This window comes from Nocardia sp. PE-7, assembly GCF_030486425.1.
In the GTDB taxonomy this organism is placed as follows: domain Bacteria; phylum Actinomycetota; class Actinomycetes; order Mycobacteriales; family Mycobacteriaceae; genus Nocardia; species Nocardia salmonicida_A.
Genome location: NZ_CP129614.1, coordinates 6,956,894 through 6,972,952 on the forward strand (window position 1 = coordinate 6,956,894; position 16,059 = coordinate 6,972,952).

At 67.7% G+C, this 16,059-nt stretch carries 16 protein-coding genes; 7 read left to right on the forward strand and 9 right to left on the reverse strand.

Going from position 1 to position 16,059, the window contains the following annotated elements; all coding sequences use genetic code 11:
- Nucleotides 1-144: 144 nt before the first annotated feature.
- Nucleotides 145-3,423 carry a bifunctional lysylphosphatidylglycerol synthetase/lysine--tRNA ligase LysX gene (lysX, locus tag QX204_RS32525; protein WP_301908191.1) on the reverse strand — a complete coding sequence of 1,093 codons (3,279 nt, stop codon included), beginning with the start codon at nt 3,421-3,423 and terminating at the stop codon, nt 145-147.
- 151 nt (nt 3,424-3,574) lie between these two features.
- On the opposite strand from lysX, the gene QX204_RS32530 reads away from it, so the two are divergent.
- Complete coding sequence (locus tag QX204_RS32530; protein ID WP_056822507.1) at nt 3,575-3,796, forward strand: RNA-binding S4 domain-containing protein; 222 nt, start codon at nt 3,575-3,577, stop codon at nt 3,794-3,796.
- Between the two features lie 21 nt (nt 3,797-3,817).
- Here QX204_RS32530 and rraA read toward each other — a convergent pair whose 3' ends face one another.
- From rraA to QX204_RS32565, 7 genes are all read right to left on the reverse strand, one after another.
- Entirely contained in the window at nt 3,818-4,306 is a 489-nt protein-coding gene (rraA, locus tag QX204_RS32535; RefSeq protein WP_056822505.1) for a ribonuclease E activity regulator RraA, read from the reverse strand.
- Nucleotides 4,307-4,309: 3 nt separating this feature from the next.
- On the reverse strand, nt 4,310-4,789 hold the full coding sequence (locus tag QX204_RS32540) for an SRPBCC family protein (RefSeq protein ID WP_301904275.1): 480 nt from the start codon (nt 4,787-4,789) through the stop codon (nt 4,310-4,312).
- Between the two features lie 66 nt (nt 4,790-4,855).
- Complete coding sequence (locus QX204_RS32545) at nt 4,856-5,800, reverse strand: CopD family protein (protein WP_301904276.1); 945 nt, start codon at nt 5,798-5,800, stop codon at nt 4,856-4,858.
- Nucleotides 5,801-5,806: 6 nt separating this feature from the next.
- On the reverse strand, nt 5,807-6,331 hold the full coding sequence (locus QX204_RS32550; protein WP_301904277.1) for a copper resistance CopC family protein: 525 nt from the start codon (nt 6,329-6,331) through the stop codon (nt 5,807-5,809).
- Nucleotides 6,331-6,984 (reverse strand): YcnI family copper-binding membrane protein, encoded by a 654-nt coding sequence (locus QX204_RS32555; RefSeq protein WP_301904278.1) that lies wholly within the window; start codon nt 6,982-6,984, stop codon nt 6,331-6,333. The genes QX204_RS32550 and QX204_RS32555 overlap by 1 nt, the downstream gene beginning before the upstream one ends.
- Before the next feature lie 41 nt (nt 6,985-7,025).
- Nucleotides 7,026-7,565, reverse strand: a complete 540-nt coding sequence (locus tag QX204_RS32560) for a hypothetical protein (RefSeq protein ID WP_301904279.1) — start codon at nt 7,563-7,565, stop codon at nt 7,026-7,028.
- Nucleotides 7,566-7,572: 7 nt separating this feature from the next.
- Entirely contained in the window at nt 7,573-8,247 is a 675-nt protein-coding gene (locus tag QX204_RS32565) for a DUF6474 family protein (protein ID WP_301904280.1), read from the reverse strand.
- A 170-nt stretch (nt 8,248-8,417) separates the two neighbouring features.
- Between QX204_RS32565 and QX204_RS32570 the strand changes: the two genes are divergently transcribed.
- From QX204_RS32570 to QX204_RS32585, 4 genes are all read left to right on the forward strand, one after another.
- Nucleotides 8,418-10,067 carry a TM0106 family RecB-like putative nuclease gene (locus QX204_RS32570; RefSeq protein ID WP_301908192.1) on the forward strand — a complete coding sequence of 550 codons (1,650 nt, stop codon included), beginning with the start codon at nt 8,418-8,420 and terminating at the stop codon, nt 10,065-10,067.
- A 63-nt stretch (nt 10,068-10,130) separates the two neighbouring features.
- Nucleotides 10,131-12,092: a molecular chaperone HtpG gene (htpG, locus tag QX204_RS32575; protein WP_301904281.1), complete on the forward strand. Its 1,962-nt coding sequence runs from the start codon at nt 10,131-10,133 to the stop codon at nt 12,090-12,092.
- Between the two features lie 105 nt (nt 12,093-12,197).
- The gene (locus QX204_RS32580; RefSeq protein WP_301904282.1) at nt 12,198-12,647 is read left to right on the forward strand and encodes a GNAT family N-acetyltransferase; all 450 of its coding nucleotides are present in this window, start codon (nt 12,198-12,200) and stop codon (nt 12,645-12,647) included.
- A 397-nt stretch (nt 12,648-13,044) separates the two neighbouring features.
- Complete coding sequence (locus QX204_RS32585; RefSeq protein WP_301904283.1) at nt 13,045-13,398, forward strand: MerR family transcriptional regulator; 354 nt, start codon at nt 13,045-13,047, stop codon at nt 13,396-13,398.
- Nucleotides 13,399-13,461: 63 nt separating this feature from the next.
- Here QX204_RS32585 and QX204_RS32590 read toward each other — a convergent pair whose 3' ends face one another.
- Nucleotides 13,462-14,229: an SDR family NAD(P)-dependent oxidoreductase gene (locus QX204_RS32590; RefSeq protein ID WP_056822485.1), complete on the reverse strand. Its 768-nt coding sequence runs from the start codon at nt 14,227-14,229 to the stop codon at nt 13,462-13,464.
- A gap of 312 nt (nt 14,230-14,541) precedes the next feature.
- Here QX204_RS32590 and QX204_RS32595 point away from each other — a divergent pair, with 312 nt between their 5' ends.
- Entirely contained in the window at nt 14,542-15,420 is an 879-nt protein-coding gene (locus tag QX204_RS32595) for an SDR family NAD(P)-dependent oxidoreductase (protein WP_301904284.1), read from the forward strand.
- Complete coding sequence (locus QX204_RS32600; protein ID WP_301904285.1) at nt 15,417-16,058, forward strand: TetR/AcrR family transcriptional regulator; 642 nt, start codon at nt 15,417-15,419, stop codon at nt 16,056-16,058. The genes QX204_RS32595 and QX204_RS32600 overlap by 4 nt, the downstream gene beginning before the upstream one ends.
- Nucleotide 16,059: the final 1 nt, after the last annotated feature.

The window sequence follows — 16,059 nt, forward strand, 5'->3', positions numbered from 1 at the left end:
GTTGGTGGTCCGACATCCTCCCGGTGCCGGAACTCCGAGACTAGCGGTCGCGCTGCGACTTTCACTACGAAAGTCGCACGCGGGCCGGACGGAGCAGTTGTTGATCGCGAACGCGTCGCGATCCGTATACACCTGTACCCGTTCTCACCGTGGTTTCACCAAGGGGAACGGCAGCGTCTCGCGGATGCTGCGTCCGGTGATCAACATGACCACCCGGTCCACCCCCATGCCGAGCCCACCGGTGGGCGGCATCGCGTGTTCGAGTGCGGCCAGGAAGTCCTCGTCGAGTTCCATCGCCTCCGGGTCGCCGCCCGCGGCCAGCATCGACTGCTCGGTGAGTCTGCGGCGCTGCTCCACGGGATCGGTGAGTTCGCTGTAGGCGGTGCCCAATTCGACGCCCCAGGCCACCAGGTCCCAGCGCTCGGCCACGCCGTCGATGCTGCGGTGCGAGCGGGTGAGCGGCGAGACCGAGGTGGGGAAGTCCAGGTAGAAGGTGGGGTCGGTGGTCTGCGATTCCACCAGGTGCTCATACATTTCCAGTACCACCTGACCCGCGTCCCAGCCGTGCTGGTAGGCCACGCCCGCCTCGTCGCACAGTTCGCGCAGCCGGGACAGCTCGGTGCGTGGGGTCACCTCGGTGCCGATCGCCTCGGAGACCGCGCCGTGCACGGTCTTGACCCGCCACTCGCCGGAGATGTCGACGGTGTCGAATCCGCCCTCGTCGTTCGGGCGCAACGCCACCTCGGCCCCGTTGGCGGCCATCGCCGCGTGCTGGATCAGCCGACGGCACAGGTGCATCATCTGCTGGTAATCGCTGTGCGCCTCATAGGCTTCCAGGATCGTGAACTCGGGGTTGTGGCTGAAGTCCACGCCTTCGTTGCGGAAGGTCCGGCCGATCTCGAACACCTTCTCCATACCGCCGACACACAGCCGTTTGAGGTACAGCTCGGGGGCGATGCGCAGGTAGAGATCGAGGTCGTAGGCGTTGATGTGGGTGCGGAACGGGGTCGCGTTGGCGCCGCCGTGCACCTGTTGCAGGATCGGCGTCTCCACCTCGAGAAAGCCCCAGACAAAGAGGGAATCGCGCAGCGAGTGCAGCACCGCGCTGCGCTTGGCCATCACCTCGCGGGCCTCGGGGTCGATCGCCATGTCCACATACCGCTGCCGGACCTTGGCTTCCTGATCCGCCAGCCCACGCCACTTGTCGGGCAGCGGGTGCAGGCACTTGCCGTTCATCCGCCAGTCCTGCGCGAGCAGCGAGAGCTCACCGTTGCGGCTGGCGCCGATCTGCCCGCTCACCTCGATGAGATCGCCCAGGTCGAAGAACTCGGTGAATTCGTTGCTGCGGTCGGCGCCGACCCGCTCGCGGTCGATCAGCAGCTGGATCTCGCCGGTCCAATCCCGCACCAACGCGAAGATCACGCCGCCGTAGTCGCGAATCCGCAAGAGCCTGCCCGCGATGCGCACCGTGGTGCCCTTGGGGCAGCGTCTGGCCGCGGCGATGTCGTGGGTCGGCGGGTAGGCGGGCGGGTAGGCGTCGACGCCGGACGCGGTGAGCCGGTCGAGTTTGTCCAGGCGCACCCGTACCTGCTCCGGCCTGCGCGGACCCTGCTCGTCGTCGGCGCTCTCCGGTGTCTCCGGCGCGCTGCCGTCGGGGTGGAGGCCGGTGACGGTCGCGGGGACCGCCGCCTTCGTACCGGTGTGCACGCCCGCGTCGGGCGCTTTGCCGATGCGCGGCAGGAAACCCTCGGCCAGCCCGCTCGCCGTGGCCACCCGCGGCAGCTGCCTGCGCTCCTCGAACAGGAAGAACCGCGGCACCCAACGCGGGTGGTACTTCACATTCGACCGGTACAGGGCCTCGAGCTGCCACCAGCGCGAAAAGAACAGCAGCACACCGCGCCAGGCCCGCAGGATCGGACCGGCGCCGATCCGCCCGCCCTCTTCGAACACCGAACGGAACACCGCGAAGTTCAGCGACACCTTGGTGATGCCGTACTGATCGGAGTTCAGGGCGAGCTGGGAGATCATCAGCTCCATCACGCCGTTGGGGCTCTGCGGGTCGCGGCGCATCAGTTCCAGCGAGACGCCGGTGCGGCCCCAGGGAACGAGTGAGAGCATGCCGTGCACGCGGTCGTCGTGGTCGACGGCTTCGACCAGCAGGCAGTCACCGTCGAGTGGGTCACCGAGGCGGCCCAGCGCCATCGAGAAGCCACGCTCGGTCTCGGTGTCGCGCCAGGCGTCCGCGCGGGCGACGATCTCGGCGAACTCCTCGGCCGGGATGTCGCGATGCCTGCGCACCCGCACTTCGAGGCCGTTCTTGCGCAACCGGTTCGCGGCCTGCCTGACCTGTTTCATCTCCGGGCCAGCGAGGGAGAACGTGCGGGTGTCGAGGATCGCCTCGTCGCCCAGACGCAGCGCCGACAGCCCCGCCTTGCGGTACGCGGTGGCGCCGAGTTCGCTCGCGCCCATCACCGCGGGTTGCCAGCCGAACCGGTCGGCCTGCTCCAACCAGGCCTGGATCGCCTGCGGCCAGCCCTGTTTCGGGCCGATCGGATCGCCGCTGGCCAGGCACACACCCAACTCGACGCGATAGGTGATCGCCGCCTTGCCGTTCGGCGCGAACACCACGGCCTTGTCGCGGCGGGTCGCGAAGTAGCCGAGCGAGTCCTCCACATCGCTGATGGCCAGCAGTCCGCGGATGGCCGACTCGTCCAGGCCGGTCATCGCGTTGTCGGCGCGTTGTGAACGCAACAGCACGACCACCGCGGCCAGCAGCGCGATCGCGCCGAACAGGCCGAGCAGGAAGTTCACCCAGGCGCGCGGATGCCCGTCGAAGTGCTCGTTGTTCACCAGCACGGCGGCGGTGACCCGATACACCGCCCACAGCGGACGCTGCACGCCCGCGGGCAGCGAACCGGGGAACAGCTCGACCAGCCCCCAGCCGAGCAGACAGCCCAGCGCCAACCCGGCCACCAGCACGCCGAGCGCTTTCCACAGCGCGCCGGGCCGGACCCGGGTGTAGAACTCCTTCCGCGCGGCCAGCAAGATCGCGATCACCACCGCGTGCACGATGAAGGCGACCAGCGCGTCCACATCGTCGTCGGCGAAGAAGTCCAGGATGTTGGCCACCGCGTACAGCAGCAGATACACCACCAGCAGCCACCAGGCGATCCGCTTGCGGGCCGCGGTCGCCCCGGCGAGCAAGCCGACCACCAACGCCCACACCAGGCTGGTGTCGGGGGCGTCGAAGTAATAGGTGTCGACGTAGTGGCGTGGCACCTGCGTGAGGATCCGCAGGCTGGGCGAAAGGCTCCACAGGGTCAGCAGCACCGCGAACACACCGAGGGTCAATCCGGCGATGTGCGGTACCTCGGAAAGGCGGCCGTGCGCGCGATGCGGCACCGGCGTGCGGTCCTCGACGATGGGGTGTTGCTCGGCCTGCGTGGGAGTCACCGATCCAGTGTGCGTCCATTCGGGCCGGATCGGTGTGGCGGTGGCTGCGGCGTGTTCCGCACCGCGGGCAACCGCGGGGCCGGTGCTGACCGGTTTCGCGTGACCGGGTAAGTATTAGCGCATGTCGGAACCAGTTGATGTGCCGATCGATGACGTTGTCATCCGGCTCGGGCAATTCCTGAAACTGGCCAACCTGATCGATTCGGGTTCCGAGGCCAAGACGGTGATCGCGCAGGGTTTGGTGCGCGTCAACGACGAAGTGGAGCTACGTCGCGGCAGGCAACTGCAGATCGGCGATGTGGTCGTCCTCGCGGGCAACAAGGTACGGGTGTCCGAGGGCTGACCCTCGAACACCCGCGTCGCCTCAGTCCTCGGCGCGAACCACGACGCCGTCGGAGTCGCTGTAGAGCATCTCGCCGGGCACGAAGGTGATGCCGCCGAATTCGACAGGCACGTCCTGCTCGCCGCTGCCGGTCTGGGTGCTCTTGCGCGGGTTGGTGCCCAGCGCCTTCACCCCGATGTCGAGGGTGCGCAGGATCGCGGAGTCGCGCACGGCGCCGTTGACGATCACGCCGGCCCAGCCGTTGTCCACGCCACGCCCGGCGATGATGTCGCCCACCAGCGCGGTGTGCACGCTCGCGCCGCCGTCGACGACGAGCACCTTGCCCTCGCCCGGCTCGCTCAAGGTCTGCTTGACCAGCAGGTTGTCCTGGAAGCAGCGGATCGTGGTGATCCGGCCCGCGAATTCGGCGCGGCCGCCGAACTGGATGAACTGCGTATCGCAGCTACGGATCTCGGGGCCGATCTCGTCGGCCAGATCGGCGGTGGCCACAACATTCGCTGATTCGGTCATGGGTCAGATTGTGTCAGGCCCGCCCTGATGCGGCTGTTCGCGGTAGGTCTTCTCGATCTCTCGGATGAGGGCGTCGGTGGTGTGCTTGACCGCGATCTTCACGAACGGCTCGATCGTCTTGCCCAGCATTTTGCCCGCGATGCCGCCGCCGACATTGAAGTCGATCACCGCGTCGACCGTGCACGCGTTCTCGCCCCTGGGGATGAACTTGAAGGTCGCCACGATCTCGATGCCCTTGATCGACCTGGTGGCGATCAACCGGCCCTCTTCCCAGCCGACGACCTCGATGCGGGAGGTCAGCGACGCGGGGCCCAGTTTCATCTTCCCGTCGAACTTCGCGCCGATGCCGTCGGTCTGCGCGGTGACAGGAGTGAAGGATTCGATGCCGTACCAGAACTTCGGCAGATTGCGGTAGTCGTTGATGAACGCGAACGCCGTTTCGGCGGGCGCTGCGCCGTCTTCAACAATCCTCACTTCGGTCATACCGGTCACTCTAATTGGTGGGTATCGGCGTCAAATGGCCATCGAGGCCGAACGTGACCGAGGCGACTACGCGGTGACTGCCAGCGTCGCGGCCAGGCCGAACGCCAGCGCCATCACCAGTACCTCGGCGGCCGCGTTGCGCAGGGAGGTCTCGGCGGTGACGCGGTGGTCGGCGGCCTTGCGGACCCAGGTTCGCCGCCACCACCAGCCCAGGACGACCAGGACGCACAGGATGGTGAGCTTCGCCAGCAGGATTCGTCCGTAGCCGGTTGTCAGCAGGGTAGTGATGCCGCCGAGTCGCACCACACCGTTGACCAGGCCCGTGAGCGCGACAACGCCGACCAGAGGCGCGGCGATGGCGGAGTAGCGGGGCAGGGTCGCGGCCCACTCACCGCGCGTGCGCAGGACCAGGACCATGGCCAGCAGCAGGCCGAGCCAGCAGGCGGCGGCCAGCGCGTGGATCGCGGCGATCACCGAACCGAACATCTGCTGGGACATGTGCCCGGTGATCGGACGCAGCGACAGCGCCACCGCCGCGAACACGAGCACCAGATCGGCCGACGCGGTGTCGGGCCGACGGAAGGCCAATGCCGCGTAGCAGGCGATCGCGCCGGTGCAGAACAGGATCGCGATGCCGATCTGGCCGCCGCTGAGCCTGCCGAGGAAGGTGATGAAATCGCTCGCGCCGAGCTGGGTCACCGCGACGCCGACGATCTCGGCGGCCTCGCACACCAGCACGGTGAACTCGGCGGCGAACCAGACGCCGGCGAGCACGGCCAGCGGTCGCCACGCGACCGTCAGCCGGTCGTTGAGCCGGGGCAGCGCGGCGAGGCCGATCACGACCGCGCCCGCGCAGTCGGCGAGCACGCGCGCGAACGCCACCCACGCGAACCCGCCGGACCGGCGCAGTAGCCAGGCCAGCACCACCCCGGCCAGCGCCGCGACGACGACCGGCGCCAGGACCCGCCATTGCCGCAGCGCGGCACCGGATTCCCGGCGTCCGGTCGTCATCGTCGACTACTTCTTGCGACCGGACCGGCCGCCGAGCAACGCCACCGCGAGGCCGGCGCCGAACAGCACCACCCCGCCGACGATGAACACCCACACGGGCACACCGCCGTCGCCGCCGTCGTCGGCCTTGTCCTCACCGGGCCGAGCGCCCGGCGTGCCGGTGCCCGCCTTGCTCAGCGTGAAAGTCCTTGTCCCGCTCACGGGATGCCCGTCGGCGGAGGTGACCCGGAACGCGATCGTGTACTCACCGACCGGCCCCAGCTCGCCCAGTTCCACGCTGACACTGCGCCCTTCGACCAGCGCCTTGCCCTTGGACCACAGCCTGCCGTCCGGGCCGACCACGGTCAGCGACGGAAAGTTCTGCTGCAGTTCCTCATTGAAGGTGATGCTGGCCCGCGCCGGTCCGACCTCCACGGTCGAACCGTTCTCGGGAACACTGCTCACCGCGCCGGAATGCGCACTCGCCGTGCCCGTCGCCGCGAAGGCGCAGGCGAACAGGACGGCGAATAAGCCGACGAGCATCCTCCGCATCACGACGACCGCCGCGAGCGGAAGACGAGTCCGAGGCCGAGAGCCGCGGCGAACAGGCCGAGGGCGAGACCGATTCCGCCCATCCAGCGGGCGACCGAATCGGTTTGCGCCTCGGTGGATTCGCCCGAGGCGACCTGGTGGTCGCCGCCCTCGGCGCCGCCGTTCGCGGACAGGGTGAGCGCGGGTGCGGGGTGTTCGGGCTCGGCGCCGCCGGTGCTCGGCTGGTCCCAGGCCACGACCTTGCCGTCGCTGTAGGTCTGCTGCGCGGGGAAGTTCACGGTGTCCTGGGTGGGCAGCGGGCCGAGCGAGAGCACGAACCGCTGGAACTGGCCGGGCCCGACGCCGGGGTTACCCGGATCAGCCGACCACACCACGGCGGTGCTCTCGCCCTTGTCGTTGCGCTCGACCTTCGACGTCCAACCCGGCATCGGCTCGGTCCGAACACTTTTCAGGTTCGGCACGGTCACGCGCAGCGCGGTGGTGGACGCGGTCTCGGATTCGGTCGGCACCTTGAAGGTGGCGACGGTGTACTTGCCCTGGGCGGCGCCCGGCGCGTCGACAGTCACGTGGGCTGCCGCCGAACCGCAGGCGGCGAGCACCAAACCCGCCGCGAGGGCGGCGGTACCGGTGCTACGGGTGATGAAGTTGTGCATGGGATGCCTTGTCGTCCGAAGAATTCTGATGTCGTGGTGAATCAGGCGAACAACGGCGGTGCGCGCGGACATCGCGCACCCTTCGGACGTGCCCCGCGCGCGACGGTGACCGTGGCGAACCAGCGGACAGTGCGGTGCGCGAGCGCGACGGGACTGCTGAGCACGGCTCGAACCACGCTCGACGCGACGAGATACAGCCGCTCGGCGACGAGTATCAGTGCGGCACAAGCACCTGCCGCGACGAGGTGCGCGGCGATCATCGACAGACTCGGCAGGTGGAGCAGCCCGTGATGGTCGAGCGTCGCCGACAGCGCGAAGTGCCCGGCCCACTGACCACCGATCAACGCGGCGGCCGTGCGCAACGTCGCGGGCCGACGGTACGAATGTGTCCGCAGCCCAGCGCGTTCGGCGGTGGCGCCTGCGGCGAATATTCCGGCCGTCAAGGAAACCAGCAGCAGCAGTGCGATTTCCGCCGACTTCGGCACCCCGCCGCCGATCCCGTGCGCGGCCACAGCCAGCGCGCCCACGAGTACGCCGCAGCCACCACCGCGCAAGCGGGAGGTGAGCTGCGGCGTGGTCACGGCAGGCTCAGCGAACGCCGAGGCGAGCGAGCACGTCGTTCTCCAGCACGGACAGCTCGGCCGAGATCGATGCGTGGACAGCCTTGCGGCGCGCGGCGGGCATCTGCTCGGCCGTACGCACCGCCACGTTCAGGTCGGCCAGGCGCGAGCGCGCCGCCTCGACGAACTTCTCGGTGCCGGCGTCGCCCGCCTTGTCGGCGGCGATCTTGTCGAGGGCTTCCTCGGTATTGGTGATGCGGGCCTGCAGCCGCGCACCGTGTCCGCTGAACTCGCTGAGCTGATCCAAGCCGATACCGAGCTGCTGCGCCTTGCGGGCGTCGAGCTGCCCGCGCACCATCGTGGCGCCGCGATAAGCCAGCGGGGCGAGCACGGGGATGAGGACTCGGGCCACCCCGATGTACTTGCGGATCTGACTCGCGCTGAACAGCTCACGATCGGCCTTCGCGGCGGCCTTCTGCGCGGCCTTTTCCTCGGCCTGCAGGGTCGCGATCTGCGCCTTGGCCACCTTGTCGGCCGTGCGTGCCTGTGCCTTGGCCGCGCGCCGGTTCACCCGCTCGCCCGCCTTGGCCGCCTTGCGCTCGTTCTTGGCGCTCAGCTTCGCCTCCACCGCGGCTTTGTGCTTGAGTGCTTTCGCCTCAGCGCGTCGGCTCGGCCGCCGCTTCCGCTTGCTGAACAACCCCATGGGATCAGGCCCTCCGTCATGCTCGCCAAGTCATGAGGCAGCACCGCCTCCAAGCGGCCCGCCGTTCTCCGTAGCGTAGTGGGATCAGGGTAGCGATTGGGCATTGTGTCGGGGGTAAGGCCCATACTGCTTGCGTGCGTGCAGCCGAGGACGACTTCGACGGCGGGCCGGTGCGTAGCCCGGTCCCCGCTTCCGCTGCGGATTTCCGCACCGCCTTCCTGGACGCGCGCTCACTGATCGGATGCAGGCACCGGCTGCGCCTCGATGCCGAGAATCCGGGGGTGCTCGCCGAGGTCCGCGAGGATCCGGGCGTGCAGCAGCGTCGCGACGCCGCCACCGCTCATCGCACCAGGATCCGCGACGAACTGGTGGCGGCCGCCCCCGCCGACTGGGTGGTGATCGACCCGGAATTGCGTGGTGGCGCCAAAGCCGCCGCGACGATGGCCGCCATCGAGGCGGGCGCCCCGCGCATCTGGGGCGGACTGCTGCCGCAGGAAGCCGATACCGGTCGACGCGGCGGTGTCGAGATCCTGCTGCGCGACGACGATCGCGGCGGTTACATCCCGATCATCGTGGTCAACCACAAGGTCACCGACCCGCGCAGGCCCGACCCGGCCGATTTCCACCCGCTGACCTCGGATCTGTTCCAGTGGCAGCCCCGCCGCGACAAACACGTGAAACTGCGCCCGCAGCCGCGCGACCAGCAGCGCCTCGCTCACCTGTACCGGATGTTGCAGCGCTACGGCATGGCGAGCCCCGCCCTGATCGGCGGTGCGATCGGCCTGGTCGCCGACCGGATCCTGGTGCACGACCTGACGAGCGTGCTGGCCGATTACGACCAACGCTATGCCGACCGCATCGCGGTGGTGCGCGGAGAACTGCCGACCCAACCGTCGAAAGTGCCCGAGTGCAGGCAGTGCCCCTGGTGGGTGCGCGGTCCTGAGGGCCAACCCAGCTGTGAGGCGACGCTGGCGCAGATGCGTGATGTGAGCCTGGTCGCACCGGGGTCGCGCGCGGACGTTCTGCGCCTGCACGGGATCGAGACGGTCGACGAACTCGCCGCCTGGGAGGGCGAGGAACCCGACGACTGGCAGCACGGGCCGTTCGCCGAAACCGTCGTCACCGCCCGCGCCTGGATCGACGGCGCCCCGCTGGTGCGCCGGTTCGAGCAGGTGAGCGTGCGTCGCGCCGATGTGGAGATCGACGTCGACCTGGAGAGCTACCAGGAAGACGGCGCCTATCTGTGGGGCACCCTGCTCGACGACGTCTACCGCCCGTTCTTCACCTGGGATCCGCTGCCCACCGAGGACGAGGGCCGTTCGTTCGGCGAATTCTGGACCTGGTTGATGGAGCGGCGCGCCGAAGCCCATGCCGCGGGCAAAACCTTTGCCGCCTACTGCTATTCGCGTACCGCCGAGGACAAGTGGCTCTACGAATCGGCCCGCCGATTCGCCGGGCGCCCCGGTATCCCGACCCACGAGGAAGTGCGCGCGTTCGTCGACTCGAAGGAATGGGTCGACATGTTCCAAGCCGTCACCGAGCAGTTCATCTGCCCGAACGGTAAAGGGCTCAAGAAGATCGCGCCCGTAGCCGGGTTCCATTGGCGTGATCCGGAGGCGGGCGGCGAGGCGTCGATGGGCTGGTACCGCCGCGCCGTCGGGTACGACGACGTCATCGACATGTCGCAGCGCACCCGCCTGTTCGTCTACAACGAGGACGACGTGCGCGCCACCCAGGTCCTGCGCGATTGGATGTCGAAGCGGGCGGCCGCCGAGGTTCCCTCGCTGGCCGATTTCGGCGCGGTGCGACCGGTGAGCTAGCGCGGCGTCACCACGCAGGGTCCTCGGGAACACCGCGACAGGCGCCGTAATACCATCGGGGGCGTGACTGAGCAGCACGTCGAAACCCTCGAGTTCCAGGCCGAGACCCACCAGCTCCTCGAGCTGATGATCCACTCGGTCTACTCCAACAAAGACACCTTCCTGCGGGAGCTGATCTCGAACGCTTCCGACGCACTGGACAAGCTCAAACTCGCCGCCTACCAGGACAAAGACCTGGGCGCCGACACCTCCGACCTGCACATCGAGCTGGAGGTCGACCAGGACAAGCGTGTCCTGACGGTGCGCGACAACGGCATCGGCATGTCCCGCGCCGAAGTGATCGACCTGATCGGCACCCTCGCCAAATCCGGTACCGCCGACCTGCGCCGCAAGCTCACCGAGGCCAAGTCCGACGCCGCCGCCGAGGAGCTGATCGGCCAGTTCGGCATCGGCTTCTATTCCACCTTCATGGTCGCCGACAGGGTCGTCCTCACCACCCGCAAGGCGGGCGAGACCGAAGGCACCCGCTGGGAAGCCGCCGCGGGCAGCTCCACCTACTCCATCGACACCGTCGCCGACGCACCGCAGGGCACCTCGGTGACCCTCGAGCTCAAGCCCGCCGACGAAGACGATCACCTCTTCGATTACACGCAGGAATGGAAGCTGCGCGAGATCGTCCGCAAGTACTCCGACTTCATCGCCTGGCCGATCCGCATGCAGGTCGAGCGCACGGTGACCGAGGGGGAGGGCGAGGACAAGGTCGACAAGACCATCGTCGAGGACCAGATCCTCAACTCGCAGAAGGCTTTGTGGACGCGCCCCCGGAGCGAGGTGAGCGAGGAGGAGTACAAGGAGTTCTACCACCACGTCTCGCACGCCTGGGACGAGCCGCTCGAGATCATCCCGATGAAGGCCGAGGGCACCTTCGAATACCAAGCGCTGCTGTTCATTCCCTCGATCGCACCGTTCGACCTGTTCACCCGTGAGCACAAGCGCGGTGTGCAGCTCTACGTGCGTCGCGTGTTCATCATGGACAACTGCGAAGAACTGATGCCGGAGTACCTGCGCTTCGTCAAGGGCGTCGTCGACGCGCAGGACCTCTCGCTCAACGTCTCCCGCGAGATCCTGCAGCAGGACCGCCAGATCCAGATGATCCGCAAGCGCCTGGTGAAGAAGGTGCTGTCCACGGTCAAGGATCTGCAGGGCGCCGAGGATCAGACCAGGTACCAGACGTTCTGGGCGCAGTTCGGTCGAGTTGTCAAGGAGGGCTTGCTCTCCGATACCGACAACCGCGAAACCTTGCTCACCGTCTCCTCTTTCGCCTCCACCGCCTCGGAGTCCGAGCTCACCACGCTCGCGCAGTACGTGGAGCGGATGAAGGACGGCCAGGAGTCGATCTACTACATGACCGGCGAAAGCCGTGCGCAGGTGGAGAATTCGCCACACCTGGAGGCCTTCACGGCCAAGGGCCGCGAGGTGCTGATCCTCACCGATCCCGTCGACGAGATGTGGGTCGGCTCGGTGCCCGAATTCCAGGGCAAGAGTTTCCAGTCCATCGCCAAGGGCGAGGTGGACCTGGAAACCGAGGACGAGAAGAAGGAAACCGAAGCCCTGCGCGAACAGCAGGACAAGGACTTCGGCGACCTACTCGCTTGGCTCGGTGGCACTTTGACCGATGTCGCCAAGGAGGTCCGCCTCACCAACCGCCTCACCACCTCGCCCGCCTGCCTGGTCGGTGACGTCTACGACTTCACCCCCATGCTCGAGCGCATGTACCGCGCCTCGGGTCAGGCGCTGCCGGAGTCGAAGCGGATTCTCGAGCTCAACCCCACCCATCCGCTGGTCACCGGTCTGCGCGACGCCTACGACGCGCGCAAGTCCGACGCCGACGAAGGCAAGGTCCCCGAGCTCGCCGAGACCGCCGAACTCCTCTACGGCACAGCGGTTCTCGCCGAGGGCGGCGAACTCAAGGACCCCGCCCGCTTCGCCCAGTTGCTCACCGAACGGCTCACCCGCACGGTCTGAGATCACCCGCACTGTGGACTGCCCGCTACCGGTTTCGGTGGCGGGCAGTTTTTGTTCACCGGCAATTCCGGTGCTGACACGCCACATCGGGGTCACCATGGAGTGATGGTGGGGCACGAAATTCGTCGAGCGAGACCCGACGACTACGACACCGTTATCGGCGTAGTCGACAACTGGTGGGGCAGAGCGGCGGTGCACAACCTTCCCCGGATGTTCCTCGACCACTTCCATCGCACCAGTCTCATCGCCTCCGACGACAACGGAATCTCCGGCTTCCTGGTGGGTTTCGGCTCTCCCTCTGACCCGTACACGGCCTACATCCACTTCGTCGCGGTCCGTCCCGACGCTCGCAAGGCCGGCCTGGGCAGAACCCTCTACGAAGCGTTCTTCACCATCGCTCGCTCCGACAATCGCACCATCGTCACCGCGATAACGTCGCCGGCCAACTACACCAGCATCGACTTCCACCGCAGCCTCGGCTTCACCGTCGCCGGACCCGTCCCCGACTACAACGGCCCTGGGCGCTCGCTGGTCACCTTCACCCGCCCCGTGTAATCGCTCGTCGGCCTGCCGTCACCGCGAGTGGAGTAAATCTGTCGTGTCGGGTGTAGACATTCTCGGTTTCGGGGGTATATAGTCGCTCTCGTTCCTGTTAAGAAATCAAATGGCCGGGCAGGTGAACTGCCCGGAACGACAAGTTCGACCGTCCCCTCAGGCGGAGAAGAGAATCCGGTGCAGTCGGCTGGACCGCCGGGGGACGAAGAAGCAAGGCAAGTGAATTACCGCAGGTAGAACCGACGATTCAGGAGGTGGTGGCCACTGATCAGCCATTTACATGTCCCGCATCCCAGAAGTTGTCGGATGCGGTATCTCAGAACATTCCCTCAGTCGTAAATTACGGCCCCGGCGCCCAGCGCGCCGGGGCCTTCCGGCGTTGAACCCGAGAGGCCTCGTGCAGCACCCGAACATCAATCCCGCCGACGGTCCCAGCGCGGCGGACAAGCTCGATGACGACACCTACCCCGCCTACAGCATGGGACGCGCCGCGGAGATCCTCGGCGTCACCCAGGCGTTCCTGCGCGGCCTCGACGCCGCGCGGCTACTGACCCCGCAGCGCTCGGCGGGCGGACACCGCCGCTACTCGCGCTATCAGCTGCGCATCGCCGCGCGCGTGCGCGAACTCGTCGATGCGGGCAACGCGCTCGAGTCGTCGTGCCGGATCGTGATCCTCGAGGATCAGCTCGCCGAGGCACAGCGGATCAACACCGACCTCCAGCGCGAACTCGACCACCGCGCCGACACCTGACCTCACCCGAAAAACGAACGGCGCCTGGCCGGTAGAGGCCAGGCGCCGTCGAACAGCGGATTTCTAGCGCGGTGCCATGCGCAGCGCGCCATCCATCCGGATGGTCTCGCCGTTGAGGTAGTCGTGGCTCGCGATGTACTCGACGAGCTGGGCGTACTCGTCCGGGCGGCCGAGGCGGGAGGGGAACGGGACGCCGGCTTCGAGGCCAGCGCGGTACTCGGGGGTGACGCCGGCGAGCATCGGGGTGTCGATGATGCCGGGGGCGATGGTGTTCACGCGGATGCCGAACTGGGCGAGGTCGCGGGCAGCGGGAACGGTCATGCCGTGGACGCCGCCCTTGGAGGCGGAGTACGCGATCTGGCCTACCTGGCCTTCGAAGGCCGCGACCGAGGCGGTGTTGATGACCACGCCGCGCTGGCCGTACTCGTCGACCGGTTCGGTCTTGGCGATGGCGTCGGCGGCCAGACGCATCACATTGAACGTGCCGAGCAGGTTCACGGTGATGACGGTGCGGAACAGCTCCAGGTCGTGCGGGCCGTTCTTGGACAGGATGCGACCCGCCCAGCCGACGCCGGCGCAGTTGACCACGATGCGCAGCGGCGCCGGGCCCTCGGTGATCTGGGCGATCGCGGCGGCGACCTCGTCACCGCTGGTCACGTCGGCCGCGATCAGGGTGACGCCCGCGGGAACGTTGTCGCCCGCGCGCTCGATGGACTGGGGGACATCCAGGCCGAAGACGGTGGCGCCCGCGTCGGCGAGACGCTTGGCGGTGGCGGCACCGAGGCCGGACGCGCCTCCGGTGACAATGGCGGCGGAACCCGAAATCTCCACTGATGGTCCTCTCTGTGTTTATTTGCGGCTGGTGCCGCTGTTCTCGGCGCTTGACTCCGCCTCTTCCCTCCCTACGGGTACTCCTTCGTCGCACCCTTCGGTCAGTCCATCGGCGGAGGCGCGCCGAGAACGCGCTCCTTCGTCGCACCCCCTACGAGGAGGGGTGCGCCTGGAACTCTATGGCCTACGGCTTATTGTGCCGGTTGCCAATAAGGGCACCTTAGCGTGTGACGGGTGTGCTCTGGAACACCCATATCGGGCGGTGGGGAAATCGTCGTGAACACCAGTGTTTACCAGTGGTAGCGTGCCGTCATGAGATCGTTCGCCGGTCCTTCCGTGGCCGGACGCAAGGTCCTGATCACCGGGGCCGCACGCGGGATCGGCGCCGCGCTGGCTCGGAGATTGGCCGCTCACGGCGCCCATGTGGCCCTCCTCGGGCTCGAACCGGAACTGCTGGCCGAAGTGGCCGCCGAATGCGGTGGCGTGCCGTGGCGGTATTGCGATGTGGCCGATCGGGGGCAGGTCGAGCGGGTGGTCGAGGCGTTGGTCGCCGAACTCGGCGGGCTCGATGTGCTGGTGGCCAACGCTGGAGTCGCCAAGCAGATGGCGATGATCGGCGGGGACCCGTCGGTGCTCGAGGAGACCCTCGCGGTGAATGTGCTCGGGGTCGCCTACACGGTGTCGGCGGCGGGTGCGCATCTTTCGCATCCGGGCGGGTATGTGCTGATGATGTCGTCGATCTCCACAGCCGTGCAGTTGCCGCTCGGCGGGGCCTACAGCGCCTCGGCGGCGGCGGTGGCCTCGCTCGGGGCCACGCTGCGCGCGGAACTACGGTCCACCGGGGCGAAGGTGGGGGTGAGCTATTTCGCCGGGATCGAGACCGACATGACGGTGCGCGGATTCGGGACAGTCGCCGCGCACACCGTGCTGGGGGAGACCAGCCTGACCGGCAGCTCGCCGGTCGGCCCCGCGGTCGAGGCGATGGAACGAGCCATCGCGCGACGAAGGAAGACCGTTGTCTCGCCCTGGTGGGTAGCGTTGGTGCGGCCGTTTCGACTGCTGGCCCAACTGGTCGTGCAGCGGGTGCAAGGCGACCGCCTGGCCCGCGCCATCGACATCGCCCGCACCGAAGAGGTCCCCTTCACCACCGAACAGCCCGCCCGACCCCGCAGAATGGAACGGCAATCATGAACGATTCGACACTGCGGCAACAACTTCCGCGTGGACGCCACCACCTCTCGCGCGAAGAAGTCGTCGCCTCTCAGCGTGAGCGCATCCTCGTCGCGATGGGCGAGGCGATGACTGTGGGCGGCTATGTCGGCACGCCGGTCGCGGCCGTGCTCAAGCGGGCCGGGGTTTCACGGGAAACGTTCTACGAGCTGTTCCGCTCGAAAGAGGACTGCTTCAACGCGGCCTTCGATCGGGTGTCGAACTCCCTGGCCGCGAAGCTTCAAGCGGTGATCGCCGACTGCGTCGACACCGACGCGCTCACCAGGATGGATCGCATCCTCACCACCTACTTCGAGCACATGATCGACGACCCGGCCTCGGCCCGGCTGTTCCTGGTGGAGGTCTACGCGGTCGGCCCGTCGGCCATCGAGGCGCGCATGGACCTGCAGCATCGTTTCGTCGAGGTGGTGGCCACCATGCTCGGCGCCGAATCCGAAGAACAGCGGTTCGCCTGCGCGACCCTGGCCGCCGCCATCGGCGCGATGGTCACCGGCCGGATCGCCGCCGACGACCCGGAAAGCCTGCGCGGCATCAAAGACCAGCTGATCGCGCTTGCCGAACGCTCCGGCACGCTCTACGGCAACGCCTTCGCCGACTGAA